General features: G+C 45.6%; 26 protein-coding genes. 15 read left to right on the plus strand and 11 right to left on the minus strand.

Going from position 1 to position 21422, the window contains the following annotated elements; genetic code table 11:
- Window positions 1–54 precede the first annotated feature (54 nt).
- Window positions 55–294 carry a helix-turn-helix domain-containing protein gene (locus tag DXD78_RS05780; RefSeq protein ID WP_370448304.1) on the minus strand — a complete coding sequence of 80 codons (240 nt, stop codon included), beginning with the start codon at window positions 292–294 and terminating at the stop codon, window positions 55–57.
- A gap of 50 nt (window positions 295–344) precedes the next feature.
- Complete coding sequence (locus DXD78_RS05785; RefSeq protein WP_233534009.1) at window positions 345–611, minus strand: helix-turn-helix domain-containing protein; 267 nt, start codon at window positions 609–611, stop codon at window positions 345–347.
- Window positions 612–911: 300 nt separating this feature from the next.
- Here DXD78_RS05785 and DXD78_RS05790 point away from each other — a divergent pair, with 300 nt between their 5' ends.
- Window positions 912–1733: a phosphoribosyltransferase gene (locus DXD78_RS05790; RefSeq protein ID WP_117652584.1), complete on the plus strand. Its 822-nt coding sequence runs from the start codon at window positions 912–914 to the stop codon at window positions 1731–1733.
- A gap of 338 nt (window positions 1734–2071) precedes the next feature.
- On the opposite strand, the gene tnpB is transcribed toward DXD78_RS05790, so the two are convergent.
- The 4 genes from tnpB to DXD78_RS05810 all read right to left on the minus strand — a co-directional run bounded on the left by tnpB (window position 2072) and on the right by DXD78_RS05810 (window position 5967).
- Window positions 2072–2350, minus strand: a complete 279-nt coding sequence (gene tnpB / locus DXD78_RS05795; RefSeq protein WP_199607937.1) for an IS66 family insertion sequence element accessory protein TnpB — start codon at window positions 2348–2350, stop codon at window positions 2072–2074.
- Complete coding sequence (locus DXD78_RS05800) at window positions 2343–2666, minus strand: hypothetical protein (protein WP_117652585.1); 324 nt, start codon at window positions 2664–2666, stop codon at window positions 2343–2345. Before DXD78_RS05800 ends, tnpB begins: the two co-directional genes overlap by 8 nt.
- Window positions 2667–2915: 249 nt before the next feature.
- The gene (locus tag DXD78_RS05805) at window positions 2916–5009 is read right to left on the minus strand and encodes a DEAD/DEAH box helicase (RefSeq protein ID WP_117652586.1); all 2094 of its coding nucleotides are present in this window, start codon (window positions 5007–5009) and stop codon (window positions 2916–2918) included.
- Complete coding sequence (locus tag DXD78_RS05810; RefSeq protein ID WP_117652587.1) at window positions 4999–5967, minus strand: DUF1837 domain-containing protein; 969 nt, start codon at window positions 5965–5967, stop codon at window positions 4999–5001. Before DXD78_RS05810 ends, DXD78_RS05805 begins: the two co-directional genes overlap by 11 nt.
- Before the next feature lie 282 nt (window positions 5968–6249).
- Between DXD78_RS05810 and DXD78_RS05815 the strand changes: the two genes are divergently transcribed.
- From DXD78_RS05815 to DXD78_RS05825, 3 genes are read left to right on the plus strand one after another with little or no spacing between them, the layout of a single operon-like run.
- The gene (locus DXD78_RS05815; protein WP_005636637.1) at window positions 6250–7497 is read left to right on the plus strand and encodes a site-specific integrase; all 1248 of its coding nucleotides are present in this window, start codon (window positions 6250–6252) and stop codon (window positions 7495–7497) included.
- A complete protein-coding gene (locus DXD78_RS21270; protein ID WP_005636633.1) occupies window positions 7487–8023 on the plus strand; it encodes a hypothetical protein in 537 nt (178 codons plus the stop codon). The genes DXD78_RS05815 and DXD78_RS21270 overlap by 11 nt, the downstream gene beginning before the upstream one ends.
- Complete coding sequence (locus tag DXD78_RS05825) at window positions 7990–8793, plus strand: KilA-N domain-containing protein (protein ID WP_004320828.1); 804 nt, start codon at window positions 7990–7992, stop codon at window positions 8791–8793. The genes DXD78_RS21270 and DXD78_RS05825 overlap by 34 nt, the downstream gene beginning before the upstream one ends.
- A gap of 123 nt (window positions 8794–8916) precedes the next feature.
- Here DXD78_RS05825 and DXD78_RS21150 read toward each other — a convergent pair whose 3' ends face one another.
- Window positions 8917–9180, minus strand: coding sequence for a hypothetical protein (locus DXD78_RS21150; protein ID WP_226766765.1), 264 nt, complete (start codon window positions 9178–9180; stop codon window positions 8917–8919).
- A 320-nt stretch (window positions 9181–9500) separates the two neighbouring features.
- Between DXD78_RS21150 and DXD78_RS05840 the strand changes: the two genes are divergently transcribed.
- From DXD78_RS05840 to DXD78_RS21160, 3 genes are read left to right on the plus strand one after another with little or no spacing between them, the layout of a single operon-like run.
- Window positions 9501–10061 (plus strand): sigma-70 family RNA polymerase sigma factor, encoded by a 561-nt coding sequence (locus tag DXD78_RS05840; RefSeq protein WP_004320822.1) that lies wholly within the window; start codon window positions 9501–9503, stop codon window positions 10059–10061.
- A gap of 38 nt (window positions 10062–10099) precedes the next feature.
- The gene (locus DXD78_RS21155; protein WP_007562597.1) at window positions 10100–10492 is read left to right on the plus strand and encodes a hypothetical protein; all 393 of its coding nucleotides are present in this window, start codon (window positions 10100–10102) and stop codon (window positions 10490–10492) included.
- Window positions 10493–10496: 4 nt separating this feature from the next.
- Window positions 10497–10676, plus strand: a complete 180-nt coding sequence (locus tag DXD78_RS21160; RefSeq protein WP_005641974.1) for a hypothetical protein — start codon at window positions 10497–10499, stop codon at window positions 10674–10676.
- Between the two features lie 338 nt (window positions 10677–11014).
- On the opposite strand, the gene DXD78_RS05855 is transcribed toward DXD78_RS21160, so the two are convergent.
- The 3 genes from DXD78_RS05855 to DXD78_RS05865 are packed head-to-tail and all read right to left on the minus strand — an operon-like array spanning window position 11015 to window position 11980.
- The gene (locus tag DXD78_RS05855) at window positions 11015–11338 is read right to left on the minus strand and encodes a helix-turn-helix domain-containing protein (RefSeq protein ID WP_005641972.1); all 324 of its coding nucleotides are present in this window, start codon (window positions 11336–11338) and stop codon (window positions 11015–11017) included.
- 36 nt (window positions 11339–11374) lie between these two features.
- The gene (locus DXD78_RS21165; RefSeq protein WP_007845189.1) at window positions 11375–11662 is read right to left on the minus strand and encodes a hypothetical protein; all 288 of its coding nucleotides are present in this window, start codon (window positions 11660–11662) and stop codon (window positions 11375–11377) included.
- A 6-nt stretch (window positions 11663–11668) separates the two neighbouring features.
- Window positions 11669–11980: a helix-turn-helix domain-containing protein gene (locus DXD78_RS05865; protein WP_005641682.1), complete on the minus strand. Its 312-nt coding sequence runs from the start codon at window positions 11978–11980 to the stop codon at window positions 11669–11671.
- Window positions 11981–12321: 341 nt separating this feature from the next.
- Between DXD78_RS05865 and DXD78_RS21020 the strand changes: the two genes are divergently transcribed.
- From DXD78_RS21020 to DXD78_RS05890, 6 genes are all read left to right on the plus strand, one after another.
- Window positions 12322–12468 (plus strand): hypothetical protein, encoded by a 147-nt coding sequence (locus DXD78_RS21020; RefSeq protein ID WP_005641679.1) that lies wholly within the window; start codon window positions 12322–12324, stop codon window positions 12466–12468.
- The gene (locus DXD78_RS05870; RefSeq protein WP_007845191.1) at window positions 12458–12961 is read left to right on the plus strand and encodes a DUF3408 domain-containing protein; all 504 of its coding nucleotides are present in this window, start codon (window positions 12458–12460) and stop codon (window positions 12959–12961) included. The genes DXD78_RS21020 and DXD78_RS05870 overlap by 11 nt, the downstream gene beginning before the upstream one ends.
- A 229-nt stretch (window positions 12962–13190) precedes the next feature.
- Window positions 13191–13562: a plasmid mobilization relaxosome protein MobC gene (gene mobC / locus DXD78_RS05875; protein ID WP_005650044.1), complete on the plus strand. Its 372-nt coding sequence runs from the start codon at window positions 13191–13193 to the stop codon at window positions 13560–13562.
- A gap of 4 nt (window positions 13563–13566) precedes the next feature.
- Entirely contained in the window at window positions 13567–14487 is a 921-nt protein-coding gene (locus DXD78_RS05880; protein WP_004295304.1) for a relaxase/mobilization nuclease domain-containing protein, read from the plus strand.
- Between the two features lie 29 nt (window positions 14488–14516).
- Window positions 14517–15278, plus strand: coding sequence for a hypothetical protein (locus tag DXD78_RS05885; RefSeq protein WP_004295303.1), 762 nt, complete (start codon window positions 14517–14519; stop codon window positions 15276–15278).
- A gap of 7 nt (window positions 15279–15285) precedes the next feature.
- Window positions 15286–16212 (plus strand): site-specific integrase, encoded by a 927-nt coding sequence (locus tag DXD78_RS05890; protein WP_005641960.1) that lies wholly within the window; start codon window positions 15286–15288, stop codon window positions 16210–16212.
- A gap of 68 nt (window positions 16213–16280) precedes the next feature.
- Here the strand turns inward: DXD78_RS05890 and DXD78_RS05895 are convergent, their stop codons facing one another.
- Entirely contained in the window at window positions 16281–17201 is a 921-nt protein-coding gene (locus DXD78_RS05895; RefSeq protein WP_004295301.1) for an AraC family transcriptional regulator, read from the minus strand.
- 279 nt (window positions 17202–17480) lie between these two features.
- Here DXD78_RS05895 and DXD78_RS05900 point away from each other — a divergent pair, with 279 nt between their 5' ends.
- Window positions 17481–18635, plus strand: coding sequence for a lactonase family protein (locus DXD78_RS05900; RefSeq protein WP_004295300.1), 1155 nt, complete (start codon window positions 17481–17483; stop codon window positions 18633–18635).
- Window positions 18636–18659: 24 nt separating this feature from the next.
- Window positions 18660–20267: a carboxymuconolactone decarboxylase family protein gene (locus tag DXD78_RS05905; protein ID WP_005835705.1), complete on the plus strand. Its 1608-nt coding sequence runs from the start codon at window positions 18660–18662 to the stop codon at window positions 20265–20267.
- Window positions 20268–21422 lie beyond the last annotated feature (1155 nt).

Raw genomic sequence — 21422 nt, forward strand, 5'->3', positions numbered from 1 at the left:
AAACCAGAAAGGATTGTTTCTCGTAATGACAATCCTTTCTGGCTTTATATCTCTCTACCGGAATGCTTCCCGCCTGTTCTCTACAAGCAGTTTCTCTATGTCTGCTTCCCGATACAGAATTTTACCGCCTATTTGATAAAACGGGATTTTTCCTGTATTACGATATTCCTGTAACGTGCGTTTTGTCAATTTCAAGTGCTGTGCCAGTTCGGTGTCAGTCAGAAAACTTTCTCCATTCAATATCGGTCGAGTATTGGTTTCCAGCATGTCGAGTAAAGCAGATAAATGCTTCATGTCCTGAAAAAACGCAACAGCCTGCGGATCGTCACGCATTATAACCTTATTCATTTTTCTAATTCCTTCCTTGATTTATGTCTGTAGCCTGTTATGCCTACCAGTTTCATCACGTCTTTTTCCTGATAATAGATCCTGCGGTCTATCTGGGTATAAGATAGGGCACCAGTGCTCCGCAAGGATTGCAAGGTACGTGGAGAAATGCGCAATATGGCGCATACTTCCTGATTGTCCAGCCATTTGTCCAGCCGCTTGGGTAAATGCCTTTGAGATAAAGTCTCCACTTTCTTTTTGAGCAGTTCTAAAGCTATGCACATGTCTTCAAATGTTTTAGTCTCTATACATACAAATTCCATACATTTCATCTTTAGGTCGGGCAAATATATCACTTGTAACCATATTGTCAAAACTGATGTCGGCAACTGACAATTCATGACATCAAATGTCATTCCAAATTCATAGATTTAAGTTTTTCAAGCAATTACAAAGATCCTGTTTTAAATCGTATGCTGCCTTGCTAAAATCTAAATGTTAACTAAAACATTTGCAAAAGTGTGGGGAGTTTATCAAATAATCCCTATTTTGGTCCGGTGTAATATCTAATCTTACCTAACGAAATGAATGATTTTATCCTGACCCTATTGATAAACGGAGGCGTAGTCTTATGCATTGTTGGGCTATGGGCTTATGCCAGGTACTGGCGGCGACAAGCAGCCAAAGCGTTTCTTCAGCATGCGGTGGCCTGCTACAAGAAAGAAGACAGGGAAGAATTAGCCGGACAAGCCGTGATGGCCGGGAGCAGACATGCCGGTTTGTTGTATGCGCTGACGTGCCCGGAACTGTTTGACATCGTACGGCCGATGCGGGCTTTCCGTTTCGGGAAAATACGTTGCGTGTGTGCCGGCTATTATTTTCCCCAACGCTATGAAAGCTGGCTGAGGGATGATCAGGCAGATTTTGTACAGGATGTGTATGCCTTTAAGGACGGGAAAGAACTATGTGAAGACTATTTCTCACAAGCATTTGAAGTTCTTTCCGTACATGAGAATGTGACAGCGGTATTTATGCCGTGTAGTACCTCTGAACGGTATTACAGGCGTTTCGCAAAAATAGCCTGCTATTTGGAGTTCCACGGCTATGCTATGTCCGGACTGCACCTGATAGAAATCATCAGAAACCGGGAAAGCAAGCACACTGCCGCCCAACGGTCGAGCGTTGATACGGCAAACTACTCCATGTCGCTGGCATTGCAAGGGAAAAAGGTCGTGATTGTGGATGACCTTCTCACAACAGGAAGCAGCCTGGCCGGATTTGCCCGGAATCTGGAACGAATTGGCGCGGAAGTGATTGGGGCAGTGTTTCTTGCCCGCACATTTCAGGTTCCGTCATGGAGGAAGGTTTGTTGGATGGTGTGGAAAAGACTCATCTTACCTAAGTAGGTAAGAGGACAACAATTTTTTATATCAGAGTTTATACAGAATAAGAAACAGGGTAATTGAAAATCATCATCCTAAAACATTATTCGATATGTTATCTATTCTGGCATCTGAGGAAAGATAATTTTTAGCTATAACGCAAAAAGAAGCCCACCATTGACCTTTATTTTGTCAAAGACGGGCAACTTACAATGTTTTGATTTATAACAAACTCACGTTACTTACTTTACTCATATTCCTCAATTCTAATTTTAGATACATTATTCCGCCAACTCTTGGTGTAATACCTTTCTCTTTATCTTTAAATGGTGTCGATTGCAAATGTCAAGAATTTGAATATCTCAGATAATGGAGGCTGGAAATTCTTTTTCTAAATTAATTCGAGCATCTTTGAAGCGACCGGCTTCCAGACGTTTCATATACATCACCATGCCTCCATCTTCTGCATGAAGCAATTTCATGAGTTTGCGGCTGGAGCCGATGAAGATGAAGACATCACCGTTCTTCACTTCACTGTTCATCTTTTCATGTACCACTCCGCACAACGAACTGATACTTTTGCGCATATCTGTAATGCCCGGACACAGGAAGTAGCGCATAGTGTCGTTCAAGTTAAACATGGCCGCCTCCAAGACTTTTGGTCAATAATTCCATAAGTATCTCTTCAGAACCATCTCCGAAGTGGGCACGAAGACCATTGGGAAATAGTAATGCCACACCATGAGGTATTTGTTCTTCAAGGGAAGATTCCGTAGCAGCCTGTTTGAAACAGATGGGAGCCAACTCTTGCCTGACACTATTCTTGTCAACTGAACATTTTTTACGCCAATAGTGATAGGTCGAATAACTTACACCTATTTGTTGTAGGTACGACTTCAACGGCAGTCCACTTTGTTGTAACTGCAGTTCTAATTCTTCAAATTCTTGTCTGTTCATAATACCTGAGGTTTGATTGTATTTGCTATCGCAAAGCTATAACCAAACCTCAAGGTTTAAAAGGTGCATTTATTCGAATGCTTACAACTAATTCGCAACACTTTGTACTTGAATTAGTTGGTTAATTTTATGACATTTACTGAATGTCCCTACATTAGCAACTGAGTAATAGATTTCTATACGCAAACTGTTTTGTTCACAATCGCATGGACTTAAAAATCTCGTAGAATCTACTATGTATGGCTAATATTACATTATCCCTTGATAGAAATACTTGATGATAAATCTATCAAAGTCATCCAGCCCATTCACAAATACTAAAAGATTGTTTAATCCGATTCCTTTGAACTTATCTATTACAGTTGATATTTCTATACTGTCATCTTCTAGATTAATCACCCTAGAGGAATGTATCTTCTTGCTTATCATTCTGGGCAAACCATATTCTTCTAACTGGAATACCAATTTCGGAAGAAATGCGTTTGATGCGCGATGAATAAATTCAGAGATATCAGGAGTGTTAGAATATACGGCTTGCTTTATCAGATTAATAATGGAAAGAACTGAAGCAAAATTAAAGGAAATTTTACGTTCAAAATCAAACATATCCTCCATTGTAATGCCATATTTGCTAACTTGATTGTAAATATGTGGAATTGTCACAGACCATCCGTTGCTTGCAAGACAAGCATAGGTTTTTACTTGTCCTTTACGTCTAATATTGGCAATGTCTATCACATCCTCTATAGCAAATCTCCAATCCCATGTATTCCTACGTGTCAGAGCGTCATAGTTACGAGGCCAATTGGGATTCTGTTTTATTTTCAATGCAATTGCCTTTAATAATGTAGGATTGCAAGATTTTATTTGAGGATTGCTATACAGGCTATTCCAAACATTGGAACCTAGTAATGTTGCCATTTCATCTTGATACGATTTAATCAATAAAAATTGCTGGTTATTCAATCTCACACCTGGATTATTCCCATCCAGACTGCGAACCACATCATCAGGAAATTCTAATTCCAACGTTGTATTTTCCGCTTCAGGTGGCATTTCCAATAAGTACACATTCCCCACAAAATATCGGAACATACGTCCTGCTCTTCCAATGATATTTCGGTAAGTAAAATAATCAATACTTGAAGTCCCATTCTTTACCGACCAAAGAATCACGTTTTTCGCCTGAGTGTTTACACCTTCAATTATTGATGAGGTTGAAACCATGTTCGTTAAACCATCTTCTCTTTCGAAAAGTTTTACCTGCAATTGACTCAGTGAGCGATGTATCTGACCATTATGTATTCCGATACCTTTCTTTACCAAAGAATGCAATTGGTATTGGCTGCCATAATTCTTTGCAATCCATTCTGAAAATGCATTCAATATTTTCGAATTTCTTTCGGGTAAGCTATCTTTAAGAATATCACATACTGTAGAAATGTTGGAATAAGTACCAGCATAAACAAGCGTCTTACCTATATCCTGACAAATCAACTGTCTTAAAGTCATACTTTTGAATGTGTCCATATCCACATTTTGTGGTTTCCTGCGATACATCCTGTAGGCTTTGGTCACAACTGTTTTGAAATCAAGCTTCAGAAATTCCATCCCCTCTGTAAACACATTGTCTGGGAGCTTACTAATGTTAGGAGCTAGATAATAGCGTTGTCTTGCCTTCTTACCTAACTCTATCATCGTGTTCAATAGAGTCGAACTTCTGGAGTCGTCGAATTTTGCACTTGCTTTATAAAACTCATCAACAATCAATATGTCAATTACTTCTAAAGCCTGTATATATGCAAAAGCGCGTTCCTGAGGAAATACGAATATTGATTTTTTTGCTACAATAGCATCGGTTGTTGTAATAATCTTATATTCAGCTCCAAATTTATGCGTTAGTCTTCTACGCGTTTCGTCCGCGAGTGCTACTGTCGGCACAATATCCACCACAATATTTGGTCTTTTGATGGCTATATATGCATCAATAATAAAACTCTTACCGAAGCTTGTAGGAGCACTTACCGCAATACTATCACCCGACAATAGCCGCTTCAGTACAAGTGACTGGTCTAAATGCAAGGTACATTTTTCTTCTTCTCCAATATTTACTTTGAATGCCTCGTATGCAAAGCGATCCTCCCAATTGGCGGTTTGGGGATTCATGTAAGGATAGAGGCCAACCTCCCTAATTAAATGATTGATGAGTGGCATATAAAAATTATTATGCTTTTCTAAACTGTCCAGCAATTGGATTACCATCGAACGAGCTTCGCTTACACAACCATCGTTCAGTTTATCATTTATCTCAGAACATCTTGCAAAAATATCGTCATTGAGCATCTTCTCGTAATGTTTTAGCACGTGATATGAACCATTCAACTATCTCACTTTTATTCGGCACTGGAAATAAAATCAAGTGGAAATTTATCTTATCATAATCCACATAGCCTTTGAATTTAATTATTTGCTTTTTAAAATAGCTCGTTGCCCTATCATAGTGATAGGTAACGATTTTATCCTTGTATTCTTTATTTAACGTCGTCGCACCATTAGTAATTTCACACTCGTGTAATAGCAGAATGGGAACGTGTAACCTTTTCTTTATTTCATCAATGGATGTAAAGTTCTTTAATATGTTTTTTACCTTCTTAAGCATCTCAGGAATATCTCTTAACACCACATCCAGTTCGTTCAATCCTGTAAGTATTCCTAATTCTTTTCGGATGATAGCAGAATTTAGCATTTGAGCAATAGAACTGAGAGGCTCATTAAACCTTTTATCCTCCAAATCATTGTAAAATTTAGCTTCTCCTAACCATATTTGAAAATCACTATCTTTAGTGAGAACAATATGCACAGAGTCATCCCCAAAAGCATTCATGTTGTCATTCTGTTTATAATAGATTTTAGGAATTGCAGGAATTGCGTTAAAATGATGCTTCATTATTCCATATAGCACAATTTCTGCAATTTCACTACCCCTCCCTTTGTCTCTTTTCTTGACTTCTTCATCTACACCGTCCCTGTCTATAAGCCTAAGATGTTTTGCTGATTCTACTAGACAAGAATAGCTATCATCTACGATTTTCATTCTTTCTTCTGCTTTAAGGGCTGTTTCGGCTATATTATTGTAGATGAAATTCTGAAAATTCTTTTTCATCCAATGTCCTTCCTCAAAACCATTAATCAAAGAAATAAGGAAATCATTCGTGTCTGGAGTAATCTCAACGCTATTTGGATTGAAGTTGACAAAACTATCATCAATCAGTATATCAAATTTCCAAATTTTATCGCTCATAATAAGGATTATACAATTTAAAGTAAACGCAGCAAGAAAAAGCAAGGTTGATGATAATACAGCAAGAATGCAGTCTATTAAGCAGTTAGGTGTTTAACTCATAATACTGCATAAGCTGAAAAAGGAGATCCGCTAAAAACAGCGAAAGACTTCAGTTCCCATATCGTTACTGATATAACGGGAATAAGAAACGGCACAACGGGTTCTATTTCAGTAATTTGCACAGTTTTTCATACCTGAGGACAACTCGCTTGATATTAACTTTGTAACGATCAAAAAAGTATGAAAACGAGTATGAGCAGATCGACTTTCAAAATCCTCTTCTACGTGAAGAAGGGCAGCGAGAGAGCCAACGGCTATCTCCCCCTGATGTGCCGTCTTACGGTGGACGGTGAAATCAAGCAGTTCAGTTGTAAACTGGACGTACCTCCGAAACTTTGGGACGTGAAAACGGCACGTGCTACGGGCAAGAGCGCCGAGGCGCAGAAAATCAATGCGGAGGTTGACCGGATACGCGTGGACGTGAACCGCCGTTACCAGGAACTGATGCAGTCCGACGGCTATGTCACCGCCGCCAGGCTGAGGGACGCCTGCCTCGGGCTGGGCGTGAAACGCGAGACGCTGTTGAAACTCTTCGAGCAGCACAACGAGGAGTTCATCAAGAAAGTGGGACACAGCCGCGTGCAGGGAACATACAACCGCTACCGTACCATATACAGGCACCTTTGCGAGTTCGTCCCGAAAGTGTACCGCCGTGACGACATTCCCCTGAAGGAACTCAACCTGACGTTCATCAACAACTTCGAGTATTTCCTGCGTACGGAGAAGAAATGCCGCACCAATACCGTATGGGGTTACATGATCGGGCTCAAGCACGTCATCTCCATCGCCCGCAACAGCGGTGCGCTTCCCTTCAACCCCTTCGCCGGGTACATCAACTCCCCCGAAAGCGTTGACCGGGGCTACCTAACAGAGCGTGAGATACAGACGCTGATGGAGGCCCCGGTGAAAAGCGGGACCTGCGAACTGGTACGCGACCTCTTCATCTTCTCTGTGTTCACCGGACTGGCATACGCGGACGTGAAGGCGCTGACGACCGACCGGCTCCAGACCTTCTTCGACGGCAACCTCTGGATCATCACCCGCCGGCGCAAGACAAACACCGAGTCCAACATCCGCCTGCTGGACGTTCCCAAGCGCATCATAGAGAAGTACAAGGGGCTGTCCAAGGACGATCATGTATTTCCGGTACCGAGCAACGGCAGATGCAACACCATATTGAAGGAACTTGGCAGGCAGTGCGGTTTCAAGATAAGGCTGACCTATCATGTTGCCCGGCATACGAACGCCACCACCGTGCTGCTCTCGCACGGTGTGCCCATCGAGACCGTAAGCCGTCTTTTGGGGCATACGGATTTGAAAACCACCCAGATATATGCCCGGATAACCAACCAGAAGATCAGCAGCGACATGGAAATCCTGTCCCATAAGCTGGAAAAGATGGAGAAGGAAATATGCGATGCCATATGAGGAAATGGTATTTATGAAACGGACGATTTTCCCCTTCCTCATCAAAGTTCGTCCGTCCCTGCGGGACTCCGCGTTTTCCCTTCGGTTTCCGGTAGAAAATTTCCGCATGGTGAAATTTTCTACCGGAAAAACGCTCCGAAAGCGCAGGGACGGACGTAAAAGGGATTCAGAAGGCGAAAACTGCGACCGACGTAGTGCATGTGCGACAAGGAAAAGAACTGTCCGGGAGCCCCTTTTCATGCCGTACCCCGGCATGAGACCGCTTTCCTCTCCGGCTGTGGTGAAGGCTCTCCTGCTCCCTCTGCATTGCATATGCGAGTTGTTCCGCCTGTATCCACGTCAGCCGGTATTGCCTGCCCTTTCCTTGGTAGAAACGGCTTGTCGCAACAGGCGGCGTGACACAAACTTTTCCGGATATGGAGGACCATTCCGGAAAATACACCGTACATTTGTACATCGAACCAATAATAACCGAATAACCGTTAAAAGAACATGGCTAAAATTAAAGTCCAAAATACAGAAGTGACAGTCATCACGTACAATGACAAGGATTATATCTCCCTGACCGACATGGTCCGCAATATGGAAAACGGTCCCGCCCTTATTGAAAAGTGGTTGCGTAACAAGAATACCGTCGAGTTTCTGGGCATATGGGAGGAGATGTACAATCCGGATTTTAATTCCCCCGAATTCGAGGGAATTAAAAACGAGGCCGGATTGAACCGTTTCATCCTTTCCGTCAAACAATGGGTGGAAAAGACCAACTCCAAAGGTATCATCGCCAAGGCCGGACGCTATGGAGGGACTTACGCACACAAGGATATCGCGTTCGAGTTCGCCACGTGGGTATCCCCTCAATTCAAGCTGTACCTGCTGAAAGAGTTCCAGCGGTTGAAAGAGGAGGAACAGGCCCAGCTCGGCTGGAGTGCGAAACGGGAACTGTCAAAGATCAACTACCGCATACATACCGATGCCATCAGGCAGAACCTGATACCGGTGGAAGTCACCCCCGCACAGGCCGGCGTCATCTATGCGGAAGAGGCGGACGTGCTCAACGTAGCCATGTTCGGGATGACCGCCAGGATGTGGCGTGAGCAGAATCCCGGTCTGAAGGGCAATATCCGTGACTATGCCTCCATCAATGAACTGATCTGCCTCTCCAATATGGAAAACCTGAACGCCGTATTCATAGACCAGGGCATACCGCAAGGCGAACGGCTCGTGAGACTGAACCGGATAGCCATCCAGCAAATGCGTGTGTTGGAAGATGATGGCGGACGAAAACTGCTTGAATGAGAATTCCGGCAGGCAACGCATCGGCATGTCCGTAAACGGGGCAAGGAGGTGAAATGCCGCCTGATCCACATTCATGCATGGGATATGGGATACTGAAGCTACGGAACGGCTTACAGCCTGATATCAAGTGTCATAACCGTTCCGTGGCGGGGTATTGTTCGGAACACATTCCCGAATGAGGTCTTCCATGATTTTAAAAGACTCCGTATTCCAGAAGGAACAAACGTACACATACAATTTCTCCGGAACGGCTAACCTTCCTGTCACTTCCCTGTAATCCTCCCCAAAATCAACACTGCCGTATAAACCGCATGAAAGCCCGGACATGCTTCCTGTTTCCAATCCCATTTCCGCTCCTTCTGCAATATCACGTATTGCCGTTCTCATTCCATATCCTTGAATATTTCTCCAAGTATGCCGAAGACAGAAAAGCTGCATGGTATTTTAGATTCTCACCGGACAGGCAATAGACAGAAGGAATCCGTCATCCTCATTTCTTGCGGCAAAAATAGTTGTTTTTCAGGCCGGTCCCGCAAGGCGGCCCTGCGGGCTGGTTGCTCGTGAAAAAATCTTCCTCACGCTTTGCGTGAGCGTATTTTTTCACGGCAAGCCTTGCCGGAGACCGCCGAAAAACAAACTGGAGGAAGCACAAGAAATAAGAATGCCTACCCGTGTAGGCCATGTATAACTCAAAAAAATATAAGGTTATGGCAGACAAGAGCGCAGAAAAGGAAAGACTGTTCAACGAGTGGTTCACAAAATCCTATGACAGGTTGAGAGGGACGTTACGCCGGTACGGAATGCTGGACGAGGACAATTTCCATGACACCTACCTTTTCGTAAGAAGGCAGGTGCTGGTTCCCGGAAAGGACATAACGGACTATGACGCGTATTTCATCGGATGCTACAAAAAGGCGGCCCTGATAAAGATTAAAAGGGAGAACCGGTATGCACACCCTGAAGATGATTTCTTCCTCCGATGTGGCGAGGAGGCAAAATTCCTTTCCGAGGACGACCTGAACGGGTGCGAGCGGCTGGTAAGAGACATACTGCGTTTCGTAAGGCAGAAGTTCTCCTACGAGGAATACCGGATGTTCATGCTCAGGTTCTATGAAGCGCAGTTCTCGTTCAAGGCGCTGGCGGAATGCATGGGTATCTCGGCATCGGCCATATCGCAGAAAGTATGCAGGATAGTGGACGCGGTACGTACCCACAGCGGTTTCGCATGGAGAAGTCAGATGCTGGCGGTGGAAAGCTTCATGTATTGAAAAACAAAAACAGTTCAACCGATAAAAGAAGGACAATTATGGCACTGATAGTATACAACAGGGAAAACTCCCGTCCGCAGGAAGTCACATACAAGGGTAAGCGGACCATCAACCTTGACAGCAGGGGGACTGTCTATCTGTCAAAGACGATGTCAATCGAATTAGGAATCCTCGGCGGCGGACGGGTGAACTTCGCCCACGACGACGAGACGGGTGACTGGTATATCTGCCGGGCCGACGACAGCGAGGGGTTCATCGTCTGGAAGGACAAAAGATACGCAAGGTTCTCGGCGGGGTTTATCGTGCAGAGGCTCATGCGGCAGGCGAAGGTGGAGAGGAAGAGCGTGCAGTTCATGATGGCGAGGATGCCGGTAGAGATTGGCGGAGTGGCCTATTACAAGATACTGCTCTCGAATCCGATACTCAGATAGAGACATGGGCCGGAGGAGTCCGGCTGTATATGACATGACGGAGACAGGCGCATCCGACGGGACAAAAGCCCGGAGGATGTGCCTGTTTTTATGTGCCGTCATGTTTACACACGGACATGCGGTTGTCACCGGCCGGCATAAGGTCACTCCGAAAAGACCGGGAAACGGCATTGCCGGAGGATAATGATACCGGTACGGAATATGCCGTCATTACGGGAATGGATCGTCCCACCGGTACACGAACGACCCGCCCCAATTTCAGAATAACATAATGACATAATAAAATAAGGGTCTTTTTTTATAATGGAATCCCCGTATCTTATTGCCATACCGGAAAAATGTTTCCATGTCCCGCCATGTTATGCCAATGTTGTCACCGGATCATAATTCATAAAGAGAAATACTCTGTGTATAAATACTTTATGAGCAAATTAAAGTCGTTCATCCGATGGAAAGAAAACGAAGGGGCGACCGGTATGACAACCGACCGCCCCTTTATTCACGATCCCGTACGGAACATTTCTAAAGTTCCTCCGGCCTGGTTCTCGCCTTCCGGTAGCAGCCGTCAAGCAACTTCTCGATATCGGAAGAACGGTACAATATCTTGCCGCCCAGCCGGGTAAATGCAAGCAGGCCGCTGTCACGGTACTGTTGCAGGCTGCGGCGGCTCACTTTCAGCTTTTCAGCCAGTTCGCGGTCCGTATAGAAGTTCTCGCCCGCCATCGCCGGTGACCTGCCGGCAAAGAGACGCTCCATGGAAACGGAGAGACGTTCGACGGTAGAGAAGAACTCTCTTATATGCTCGCTGCTCTCACGGGTGAGCAAACGGTTATCGGTATTCATCATAAATCTCATCTGTTTGTTGGTTTGACATTTACTTTTTCAGTTTCTCATATATCGGCCCCACCCCATGACATGGAGGATATGGGGGCATCCCTCCGACATGAACCGGCACTCTTTCGTACCGATACGGATATGGCATCCCTCCCCGTCCCCGTCTATCCTGTAGAGCGAGAAACTTCCCCGCCCGTACTCCGCGTCAAGGCTGTAGGCCAGCAGGCGGTAGTCCCCGCTGGAATCCCTGAAGATGTAGAAATCGGGACTGCCGTCCAGACTTTCCCAGCCGCCTGCCAGACTGCCGGGAGAAAGTATCATCCTTTCGTTTCCCATGGCTTTTCAAATTGATTTTCCCATGCTTTCAGCCCGCTTGCGGCGCTCCTCCACTATCCGGATGATACTTTCTACGTCCTCGGGCTTGTAATAAGTCTTATGGCAGATCTGTGTATATGCCAGCGTGCCATTGTCACGCAGGGTCTGCAGGGTTCTCGGGCTGACCTTCAGCAGTAGGCACACCTCCTGGTTGTCCAGCCATTTCTTCTCTTCCATGTCACCGTACAGCCGGCAAAGGGTGTCCAGCCGATCCGCGAACGTCCGGAAGGCCGAGAGCATCGCCTCGAAGGTCCTTGCTTCAATGTTCACTATTTCCATAATTAATGTAATTTCAGGTTTGACATCTGTTTCATTCTCTTTTCGGATCCGGATTCCGTGCCGCAATTTAGTGAATTCCGGCGGAACATCCTGAATTTCAAGACAGGATGACTACCTTTGACACCATATGCGTACTTGTTTCATCCGCAAAGTAAATGATTGTTCCCGGATATGGTTCCGGCCCTTCATCAGATGTCATTATATGTCATCAGATGTCATGGAAATCTGATTTTAACATTCATTTGTTTTTAGTAAACAGATGTTCAGATCCGTTCCCGAAGAGTGGAAAATTTCCGGTGCGTATATTTGTGAAGTCATCACTGTCAGACTGATCCAACAATATGAATAACGCGGCAAACCCCGCCAATCGGACCCGTCCGTTTCACACCGTCTGTTATTATCGTTTTATTTGCTTCCGACAACCGGGCAAACGGGTAGACCGTGCCCACAGTATCAACCAGCTAAAATCCATGTACAATGAAAAGTGAACCGACTGAAAAACCGAGAAGAAAGAAAACGGTGGTATCCGAAACCGCAGACAGAAAGAACAGCCGTAGTCTCGAGCCCGGCCACGACGAGTGGTGGGAAAGACTCATGATGGAACCCGGTCCGGGGGAATCCGCCGGTACGGACGCTTCCGTGACGGAATCGATGATTCCATCCGGGCTCGTTGCGGAGGAGGTATCCGGGGAGGCGAGAAGAAAGGACACCCCGCCGGAACCGGAAGACCCCGTGAGAAGAAGAACGAGCGGCAGGCAACGCAGGGCCTCGCTGGAGGAGTACCGGGAAACGTACCTCACCATCCCGAAGATCAGGAACCGCAAGACGGTGTTCGTCAGTGAGGATGTGAGGGACGAACTGGACGCCGTCGTCCGCAGGCTCGGCGGGCGTGGCATGAGCGTTTCCGGACTGCTGGAGAACCTTGCCAGGGAGCATCTTGCCGCCTACCGTGGGGACATCGAGCAGTGGAGAAAAATCTGACAGCCTGTTACCGGGCGTGGAGTATACCCGATGTATGCACTGTTCCCTGTATACCCGCTTCAATGTGGAAAATGCGGGGGGGGATTTTTCTGTGGGGGGAGCAAGGGTATGTTTCCGGATTCCCGAAAACCCTTGCTCCCCGCGCCCGGCGGTTGCTGGGAGGGCAAATCCGCTCCCGCCGGTCGCAGATTTTGGAATGAAAGAAGTACGGACGAAAAAGAAAAAACATATGACAAACGATGTGAATGGGATGAAGAAAAAATGTGGCCGTCCGGCACTGGGCAGGACGCGTAAATTGACCAGAGGCGTGACGGTGAAGTTCTCCCCCGTCAGCTACGAGGCTCTCAGGTTCAGGGCAGGGAAGTCCGGCCGGAGTCTGGCGGTCTATATCAGGGAGGCAGCACTGGCGGCCACCGTTACGGCAAGGCATACACCGGAGGAGAACGCACTGTTGCGCAGCCTGGCGGGAATGGCTAACAACCTGAACCAGCTGACAAAGCTCTCGCACCAGACCGGCTTTTACAGGACAAGGCTGCTGATAGAGGGGCTGCTGGGAAAGCTGAAGCGGATCATGGATGATTACAGACCGAAAGGAGGATAGCCTCATGATAGGGAAGATCAGGAAAGGCCGCTCGTTCGGCGGCTGCATACGCTACGTGACGCAGAAGGACGACGCGGAAATCATCGCCTCGGAAGGCGTGCTGCTGGGAACGGCAGAAGAGATGGCGCGAAGTTTCCGGTGGCAATGCCTGCTGAATCCGGACGTGGCGAAACCGGTGGGACACATCGCGCTCAGCTTCAAGCCGGAGGACGCACCGAGGCTGACCGACGCGTTTATGGCAAGGCTGGCGGGGGAATACCTAGAACTGATGGGGATACGGAACACGCAGTTCATCGTGGTGAGGCATCACGGGACGGACAACCCGCACTGCCACATCGTCTTCAACCGGGTGGACTTCGACGGGAAGGTGATTTCCGACAGCAACGATTTCAGGCGCAACGAGAAAGTGACAAAAATGCTTAAGGACAAGTATTCGCTCACCTATTCCGAAGGCAAACAGTCCGTTAAAACGGAAAAGCTGCATGCTTCCGAAAAGGTGAAATACGAAATATACCGTGCGGTCAAGGAAGCTTTGAGGAGTGCAGATACATGGAAAGAATTTCAAAATAAGCTCTTAAAAATGGGCGTGGAAATGGAATTCAAGTACAAGGGAAACACTAATGAAGTGCAGGGCATCCGCTTTATAAAGAACGGTCTGTCATTCAAGGGAAGTGGGATTGACCGCAGTTTCAGCTGGTCAAGGCTGGATGCGGCATTGGACCATAACCATGTCACGTCCCTGGAAAATGACGTTTCCCAAAAGCAACCGTACCATGAACAAAGTCATGGTTCTGTTATTGATAACCTGGTCGAAGTCACCGGTACGGGTGGCGTGTTCATGCCGTCGGTGGCACCGACGGAGGACGAGAAAGAGGCGGAACGCCTGCGGAGAAAGAAGAAGCGCAGGAAAGGAAGGAGTTTGTGAACCATATGTATAACAAAAAACTTTGAAAGATGAAAGAGGAAAATTATCTGGAAGGCATCTACGGATGCCTTGAAAGGATCGAGAAGAAAGTGGAGACGCTGCCCGTGGAAGGCACAAGCCCCGCAGTTGGAAACCGGACCAGTTCCCCGGAAGGGATTGCGGAACTGAAAATCCGTCTGGAACGCCTGCAATCCGCGGTGGAGAAAAACGGCTTGGAAATAGCAGCTGTACGTAACCATACCGTCCGGTTGTCGGAAGGCTGGCCGTTGTCTGCCGAAACGTTTGCCGGGGAGATGGAAAAGATTAGATACTGCCTGAGTCAAGACTGCCAAGCTGTAAAGGAGACAGTGAGACGGCTGGATGAGAGAATGGTCCTGCTGAAAAAGGAACCGGAGCGCAGACTGGTGACCTACCGTCTGGAAAGCGCATCCAAGGCAGTGGTAACGACAGCTTCAGCACTGATCCTGGCACTGATCATTTCCGTCTGGACCAACTGCAACCAGTACCGCACGAACCGGCTTTTGAAAGATGCCGATTTGAAATACCGAGCCATCAGGATCTGCCTGCCGGGGGATGATCCCGACATCGCCTTCCTTGAGAAGCATTTCACCATCAAGCGGGACGAGGAAAAGATCCGGCGTGTGGAAAGGCTGGTGACCGCTTTTGAGGACTCGGTCAGGAACCGCATCCGTAACCATGAAATGGCAGCCTACAAGGACAGTCTGGCGCACCGGCTGTTCAGGGAGGCACAGGAAATCAGGAAGCAACTGGACAATCCCAATTCAAAATGACTGCACTATGGCAACAATCAGAACCAAATTCAGGTCCTCGTCCGCGGAAGGCAGGGAGGGCGCACTGTATTATCAGGTGATTCATAACCGTGTGGTCAGGCAGATCAGTACCGGATACAAACTTTTCGCTTCGGAATGGGACCAACGTTCCGAAGCGGTCATTCCCTGTCAACACCCTGCAGGGATGGAACGGGACAATTATCTTCTATCGGTAGGGGAACGGATAAGACGGGACAAAATCCGACTGGAAAAGGCTATCAGGACATTAAGCCAATCCGGTCCGTTTACAGCGGATGATATCGTCATACGTTTCCATGACAGCGGACAAGAACCTTCGTTTAACGACTATATCCGGCAACAGATAGTAAGGCTGAAACGTTTGGGAAAGATACGGACCTCTGAAACCTATACAGCCGCGCTCAAAAGTTTCAGCAGTTTTATGAAAGGTAGCGATATACTGTTTGGCGAACTTAGCTCTGACTTGCTCATGGAATACGAGGCTTATCTGAAAAACAGGGGGAACTCACCCAATACAATCTCGTTCTACATGCGCATTCTGAAAGCGGTCTACAACCGTGCGGTGGAGAACGGACTGACCGGACAGCGGAACCTGTTCAAGTCTGTTTATACAGGTGTGGAAAAGACCTTGAAACGGGCCATTCATTTAAATGATATCAGGCGTATCAAAAGACTGGACTTGTCCCTGAAACCCCACCTTGATTTCGCACGTGACATGTTCCTGTTCTGCTTTTACACACGGGGGATGTCCTTTGTGGACATGGCTTATCTGAAAAAGGGAGACATTGCGAACGGAATCCTGACTTACCGCAGGAAAAAGACCGGACAACAGCTGTTCATCCGATGGGAAAAGTGTATGCAGGAGATCATCAAACTTTTTTGTTTATCGGTTCAAGATTTCAAAGTTGTTCATTAATTGCTTTGTTGGTTATATCCAGAGTATTATTTGTAAGAGACTCTACGAATAAATGATGATAAGACCAGTTAGTTTATCGCTTGTTTTATAATTTCATTGCGATATTCGTTCGGTGTGCAACCTTCCATCTTCTTGAACCAACGTGTGAAATGTTGCGGGTATTGGAAACCCATTTCATCTGAGATTTGACTGATACTTTTTTGCGTGTTCATGATGCGCTCTTTGGCTATATCCATAATTTTTTGCTGGATATGCTTGATTGCTGACATACCGGTTTCCTTTTTTACCAGGTCACTGAAATAATTGGTGGAAAGACACAGTTGGTCAGCGCAATACTGTACCGTCGGAATACCTTTACTCGTTGGCAAGGCAGAATGATAGTAATTATTGAGTAACAATTCAAAACGCGCCAACAAATCGTTGTTGGCATTTTCCCTTGTAATGAACTGGCGGTCATAAAAGCGGATGCAGCGGTCAAGGAGAAGCTTCATGGTATCAATAATCAAAGAACGGCTGTGCTTGTCAATAGGATGCCTCAATTCTTCTGCTACATTGTTTATACATTCAATGACTACTTTGCGCTCCTGTTCTGACAGGTGCAGTGCTTCGTTGGCATTATATGAGAAATAAGAATACTCTTTTATTATATGTGCAAGGGAAGTACCGCGCAATAGTTCGGGATGGAACATCAGGGCCCATCCGGCCGGCTGGTGCAGACTGCCATCATCGTCAGAACCCATTACCTGCCCCGGAGCGATAAACAGCATGGAGCCTTTTTCATAGTCATAGAGGCTCCGTCCATAATTCATCGTACCGCAGTCAGTATCTTTCAGCAACACAGCATAAATGTTGTACAGTTTCTTTGAGTGTCTGATGGGCTGCACCTCGTAACAATTCACAACGCTGACCAACGGGTGCAGAGCTTCGACTTCGAAAAGGTCGCAGTACTGCTGAACTGTATCTATTCTTGTTATATCTCCCATAACCATCCTTTTGTTTTTTACAAAAATAAGTATTTATATTGACATTGCTGTCTGAGGAACAGCTGTTTCTTTTCTATCCCTTATTTATTTTATTCCATGACGACAAAGTTAGTTCATTCAATCAACGAACATATAACCCTAATCACAGACTGTCTTACCATTTTCACAGATAACATTTAACCCGGTCCAAGCCCGATGAAAGTGGTAATTTTATCAGTGATTGAGGTCTAATCTTCAGTATGTGAATGCTGTAATTTTGCAAGTGAAACCAAAAAGGTAAATAAGATGAAACCAAAAGCTTTATTTGTCATGTTAATCTTATGGCTTAGCTTCACTACGATTCAAGCGCGGTCAACCGAAGATGTCCCGGATAAGGGAACTTATGCAAAATTTCTGTTGGTAGGATGTTATATGAAGCCAGACGAAGAAGGTGTCAGAATGTACCGGTTTGACGGACAAACTGCCGATGTCGACTATCCGTGTGGGCTGAGAGGGATTTCAAATCCTGCTTTCCTTACATCTGATAGCACTGGTAATCGAATTTATGCCATAGGCGATGATGAAGGGAAAAGTTCGACTGCCAATGCTTTGCTTTTTGATAAGGAAAGTGGTCTGCTGTCTCTGCTTAACTCGCAATCTACAGACGGTGAACTTCCTATTTATATTACTCTCAGTCCAAAGGAATACTTTGTTCTGACAGCAAATTATAAGGGTGGCAGCATCACGGTATTCTCACAGGATAAGAAAGGAAAGTTGCAACGTGATACAAAAATAATTCGTTTTGCTGGAAATGGGCCGAATAAAAAAAGGCAGGAACAATCGCATCTGCATTGCGTGACCTTTACACCTGATGGCAAATTCCTTCTTGCTACCGATTTGGGAACAGATTGTATCTATCTGTTTCCGATAGGCAAACGACCGGAAGCAGGTAAGGCTCATTCTCTGTTGGATGAATCAAGAGTAGTCCGCATACAGATGGATTCCGGCTCAGGACCTCGACATATATGTTTTCACCCGAATGGCAGATTTGCTTATCTCATCAGTGAACTCTCGGGTAAAATAACTGTATTCTCCTATAATGAAGGCAAGTTGGAACGTTTACAAACAATTGTCTGCGACCCTTTCGTTGCAGAGGGAAATGCAGATATCCATGTTTCATCCGATGGCAAATTCCTCTATGCTTCCAAGCACTTGAAAGAAGATGGCATAATTGTTTATTCCATTGATTCCCAAAAAGGAACATTGGTTCAAATAGGATTTCAGCCAACAGGTCTTTATCCGCGAAGTTTTGCCATCTCTCCGGATGGTTGCTATTTGGCAGTGGTTTGCAGGGATGCCAACTGCATACAGATATTCGAAAGAAACCGAAATACGGGGTTACTGAAGAATACGGGAAAAAATATCCGACTGGAAAGACCGGCGTTTGTCAAGTTCTTATAAATTCATCACTAAACAGAAAGCAATATGAACAAGTTAATTACAACCATCGCCTGCCTGATATGCTGTATCGTTTATACGCAGGCACAAAACAAGGACAATATGTTAAGCAAGAAAGAACAAAGTATTGCCGCCATCAGTATGTATGCCGCACGTGGCAATCAGGACAGCCTCAAAGTGATCCTTGCCAGAGGACTTGACTGTGGGCTGACCGTGAGCGAAGAAAAAGAAGTACTTACCCAGCTCTATGCCTATTGCGGCTTTCCACGCAGCATGGGTGCATTGGTTACGCTGATGAATCTCACCAAAGAGCGTGCAGCACAAGGCATAAAGGATGAAGCCGGACGGGAGCCTTCTCCGGTAAAGAGTTCGGATATGTTTGTTGTCGGTGGACAAAACCAGCTGAAACTGTTCGGTCGTCCGGCACTAGGAGAAGTGCTGACATTTGCTCCGGCATTGGACCAATTTCTGAAAGCTCATCTGTTCGGTGACATATTCAGCCGTGACAATCTCGACTGGCGTACCCGTGAACTGTCTACTGTGGCTGCCTTGTCGGTGTTGGACGGCGTGAAGAATGAGTTGAATACTCACATTGCCCATGCCAAGCACAACGGCGTGACACAGGCTCAGATAGACGAAGTACTTATCATGGCGGCACGCTGTCGGAACGGAATGGTGCTTTCTGAATCCGATGAACCGGCAAAGACTTTTCAAACAGATCCGACAATTACTGTCCGTAAGGTCTTTTATAAAAACAGGTATGATATCATGCTTTGCGCCGAAATGTACCTCCCGAAGGATTTCAATGAAGCGCAACACTATGCAGCCCTCATCATCGGACACCCGTTCGGGGCTGTGAAAGAACAGTGTAGCGGACTCTATGCACAGGAAATGGCACGGCGAGGCTACGTGACTCTGGCTTTTGATGCTTCCTATCAAGGCGAAAGTGGAGGAGAACCGCGTCACACGGTATCGCCCGACGCATTGGTGGAAGACTTCAGTGCTTCTGTAGACTGGCTCGGACTACAACCGTTTATTGACCGCAACCGTATCGGTGTGATTGGCATCTGCGGAAGCGGCGGGTTCTCTGTCTGTGCGGCTTCTCTCGACCCCCGCATCAAGGCATTGGCAACCGTGAGCATGTATGATATGGGGCGTGCCACCCGTAACGGTTTGGGGGATTCGATGACGGATGAACAAAGACGCAAACTGTTGGATGAAGTTGCCGAACAACGTTGGAAGGAAGCAGAAACGGGAGAAGCACGTATCCGCTTTGGCACACCGGAGAAACTGCTGGGAAATGCCAATGCCGTGCAGAAGGAGTTTTTCGATTACTATCGCAACCCCTTGCGTGGCTATCATCCGCGCTATCAAGGTATACGCTTTACCAGTCAGGCGGCATTGATGAACTTCTATCCGTTTGCCATGATTAAAGAGATTTCACCACGCCCCGTGCTATTCATTGCAGGCGAGCATGCACATTCGCGCTATTTCAGTGAGGATGCCTATCAAGAAGCCAGCGAACCGAAAGAACTGTATATCGTTCCCGGAGCCAATCATGTAGACTTGTATGACCGGATGGATAAGATACCGTTCGAAAAAATTTCGGAATTCTTCTGGTATGCTTTGCGGTAATTCAGATGAAAATGGTAATGCTATCCGTGATTATGATACAGCAAAGCGAATACGCAGGAGGGTAACTTTGCAACAGAAACAATTTAAAGATTATAGTATTTGCAACCAGTTATTACTCAATATTTTGTGAGTTATAAGTCAGAAATATGGGCATAACCTTTAGGGGTACATTCTAAAAGGTGAAGATTTAACCTTTTTATTATTTCTTAACACTCAAAGAGCGGTGGTAGAGGGTATTTTCCCTCTTTTCGGTACTTTATTGATGGTTCGATGTTCCCATCTTTCCACATTGCTTGGCTCGTTCGCACAAGCCACTACAAAGGTACTACAATTTCCAATAAAGGCAAGAGGACAGCAATTCAAATCTATTATTTTTGAGGGAGTGAAATCTGCCGCTTGCCAAATTTCTCTCTGTCGAAAATAATAGTCCTCTGAAAAGAATGAAAACAGCATTGATAAAATTGCCTTATTAAGGGGGGGCTATGCTGTTTTATGCTATTATTTCGTCAGTCGTTTATCTCCGTTGCCGGATGCAGTTTTCAGCCAAGCCGATGAATAAGAAAAGGTTTTGGAGCTGTTTACTCTCCAACGGAGGACGAAACTGCTCCAAATGGTTTACCGCTTGAACTTTTCGTTTTCTAAAAGAGGTTTGGCAACCTTTGCATCCGACAAAAGGAGATAAATGACCAGATATATAACAGTAGTATTACATTAAGGTAAAGAACAACCATGGTATAGTATTATTGCAATTTAACTATTTAAAGTTTGTTTATAATCAAATCATTTAAAGATTTTTGTCCTTCTATGATTTTTTGTATTTGATAAATGTCGTAATTAAATAAAAAATATCACGCATAATGACTTTTTCTTTTTTCTAAATTTCTTCAAATGACAAATTATTGTTACCTTTGTAATGTAATGTAGTTAATGGTTGCGCTTATAAAGTCCTTGGAAAGGATTTATGTATAAAAGAGGTAGATGTTTACTCTGTTCTTGCTTGGATTATCAGCATCACTGATATGAAATAACAAAAAAAATATACAATGGCTAAGCGGACGGACAGGCAGGGAAATAGTACAGATTCCCAATCCCCCTCTTTATAATACATTGCGTATAAGATTTATTAACTGTCTGGTCTGGGGAATCTACAGAGAT

This window comes from Bacteroides sp. D20, from assembly GCF_003436255.1.
GTDB classification, from domain to species: Bacteria; Bacteroidota; Bacteroidia; order Bacteroidales; family Bacteroidaceae; genus Bacteroides; species Bacteroides uniformis.

Coding starts and splice junctions, on each gene's coding strand:
- DXD78_RS05780 (WP_370448304.1), bottom strand. CDS start 294: ATGAAGCATTTATCTGCTTTACTCGACATGCTGGAAACCAATACTCGA.
- DXD78_RS05880 (WP_004295304.1), top strand. CDS start 13,567: ATGATAGGGAAGATCAGGAAAGGCCGCTCGTTCGGCGGCTGCATACGC.
- DXD78_RS21270 (WP_005636633.1), top strand. CDS start 7,487: ATGCCATATGAGGAAATGGTATTTATGAAACGGACGATTTTCCCCTTC.
- DXD78_RS05870 (WP_007845191.1), top strand. CDS start 12,458: ATGAAAAGTGAACCGACTGAAAAACCGAGAAGAAAGAAAACGGTGGTA.
- DXD78_RS05890 (WP_005641960.1), top strand. CDS start 15,286: ATGGCAACAATCAGAACCAAATTCAGGTCCTCGTCCGCGGAAGGCAGG.
- DXD78_RS05800 (WP_117652585.1), bottom strand. CDS start 2,666: ATGAACAGACAAGAATTTGAAGAATTAGAACTGCAGTTACAACAAAGT.
- DXD78_RS05815 (WP_005636637.1), top strand. CDS start 6,250: ATGAAAACGAGTATGAGCAGATCGACTTTCAAAATCCTCTTCTACGTG.
- DXD78_RS21155 (WP_007562597.1), top strand. CDS start 10,100: ATGGCACTGATAGTATACAACAGGGAAAACTCCCGTCCGCAGGAAGTC.
- DXD78_RS05900 (WP_004295300.1), top strand. CDS start 17,481: ATGAAACCAAAAGCTTTATTTGTCATGTTAATCTTATGGCTTAGCTTC.
- tnpB (WP_199607937.1), bottom strand. CDS start 2,350: ATGTTTAACTTGAACGACACTATGCGCTACTTCCTGTGTCCGGGCATT.
- DXD78_RS05885 (WP_004295303.1), top strand. CDS start 14,517: ATGAAAGAGGAAAATTATCTGGAAGGCATCTACGGATGCCTTGAAAGG.
- DXD78_RS05840 (WP_004320822.1), top strand. CDS start 9,501: ATGGCAGACAAGAGCGCAGAAAAGGAAAGACTGTTCAACGAGTGGTTC.
- DXD78_RS21020 (WP_005641679.1), top strand. CDS start 12,322: ATGAATAACGCGGCAAACCCCGCCAATCGGACCCGTCCGTTTCACACC.
- DXD78_RS05865 (WP_005641682.1), bottom strand. CDS start 11,980: ATGGAAATAGTGAACATTGAAGCAAGGACCTTCGAGGCGATGCTCTCG.
- DXD78_RS21150 (WP_226766765.1), bottom strand. CDS start 9,180: ATGAGAACGGCAATACGTGATATTGCAGAAGGAGCGGAAATGGGATTG.
- DXD78_RS05825 (WP_004320828.1), top strand. CDS start 7,990: ATGGCTAAAATTAAAGTCCAAAATACAGAAGTGACAGTCATCACGTAC.
- DXD78_RS05855 (WP_005641972.1), bottom strand. CDS start 11,338: ATGATGAATACCGATAACCGTTTGCTCACCCGTGAGAGCAGCGAGCAT.
- DXD78_RS05790 (WP_117652584.1), top strand. CDS start 912: ATGAATGATTTTATCCTGACCCTATTGATAAACGGAGGCGTAGTCTTA.
- DXD78_RS05785 (WP_233534009.1), bottom strand. CDS start 611: ATGTGCATAGCTTTAGAACTGCTCAAAAAGAAAGTGGAGACTTTATCT.
- DXD78_RS21160 (WP_005641974.1), top strand. CDS start 10,497: ATGGGCCGGAGGAGTCCGGCTGTATATGACATGACGGAGACAGGCGCA.
- DXD78_RS05905 (WP_005835705.1), top strand. CDS start 18,660: ATGAACAAGTTAATTACAACCATCGCCTGCCTGATATGCTGTATCGTT.
- DXD78_RS21165 (WP_007845189.1), bottom strand. CDS start 11,662: ATGGGAAACGAAAGGATGATACTTTCTCCCGGCAGTCTGGCAGGCGGC.
- DXD78_RS05895 (WP_004295301.1), bottom strand. CDS start 17,201: ATGGTTATGGGAGATATAACAAGAATAGATACAGTTCAGCAGTACTGC.
- DXD78_RS05805 (WP_117652586.1), bottom strand. CDS start 5,009: ATGCTCAATGACGATATTTTTGCAAGATGTTCTGAGATAAATGATAAA.
- mobC (WP_005650044.1), top strand. CDS start 13,191: ATGACAAACGATGTGAATGGGATGAAGAAAAAATGTGGCCGTCCGGCA.
- DXD78_RS05810 (WP_117652587.1), bottom strand. CDS start 5,967: ATGAGCGATAAAATTTGGAAATTTGATATACTGATTGATGATAGTTTT.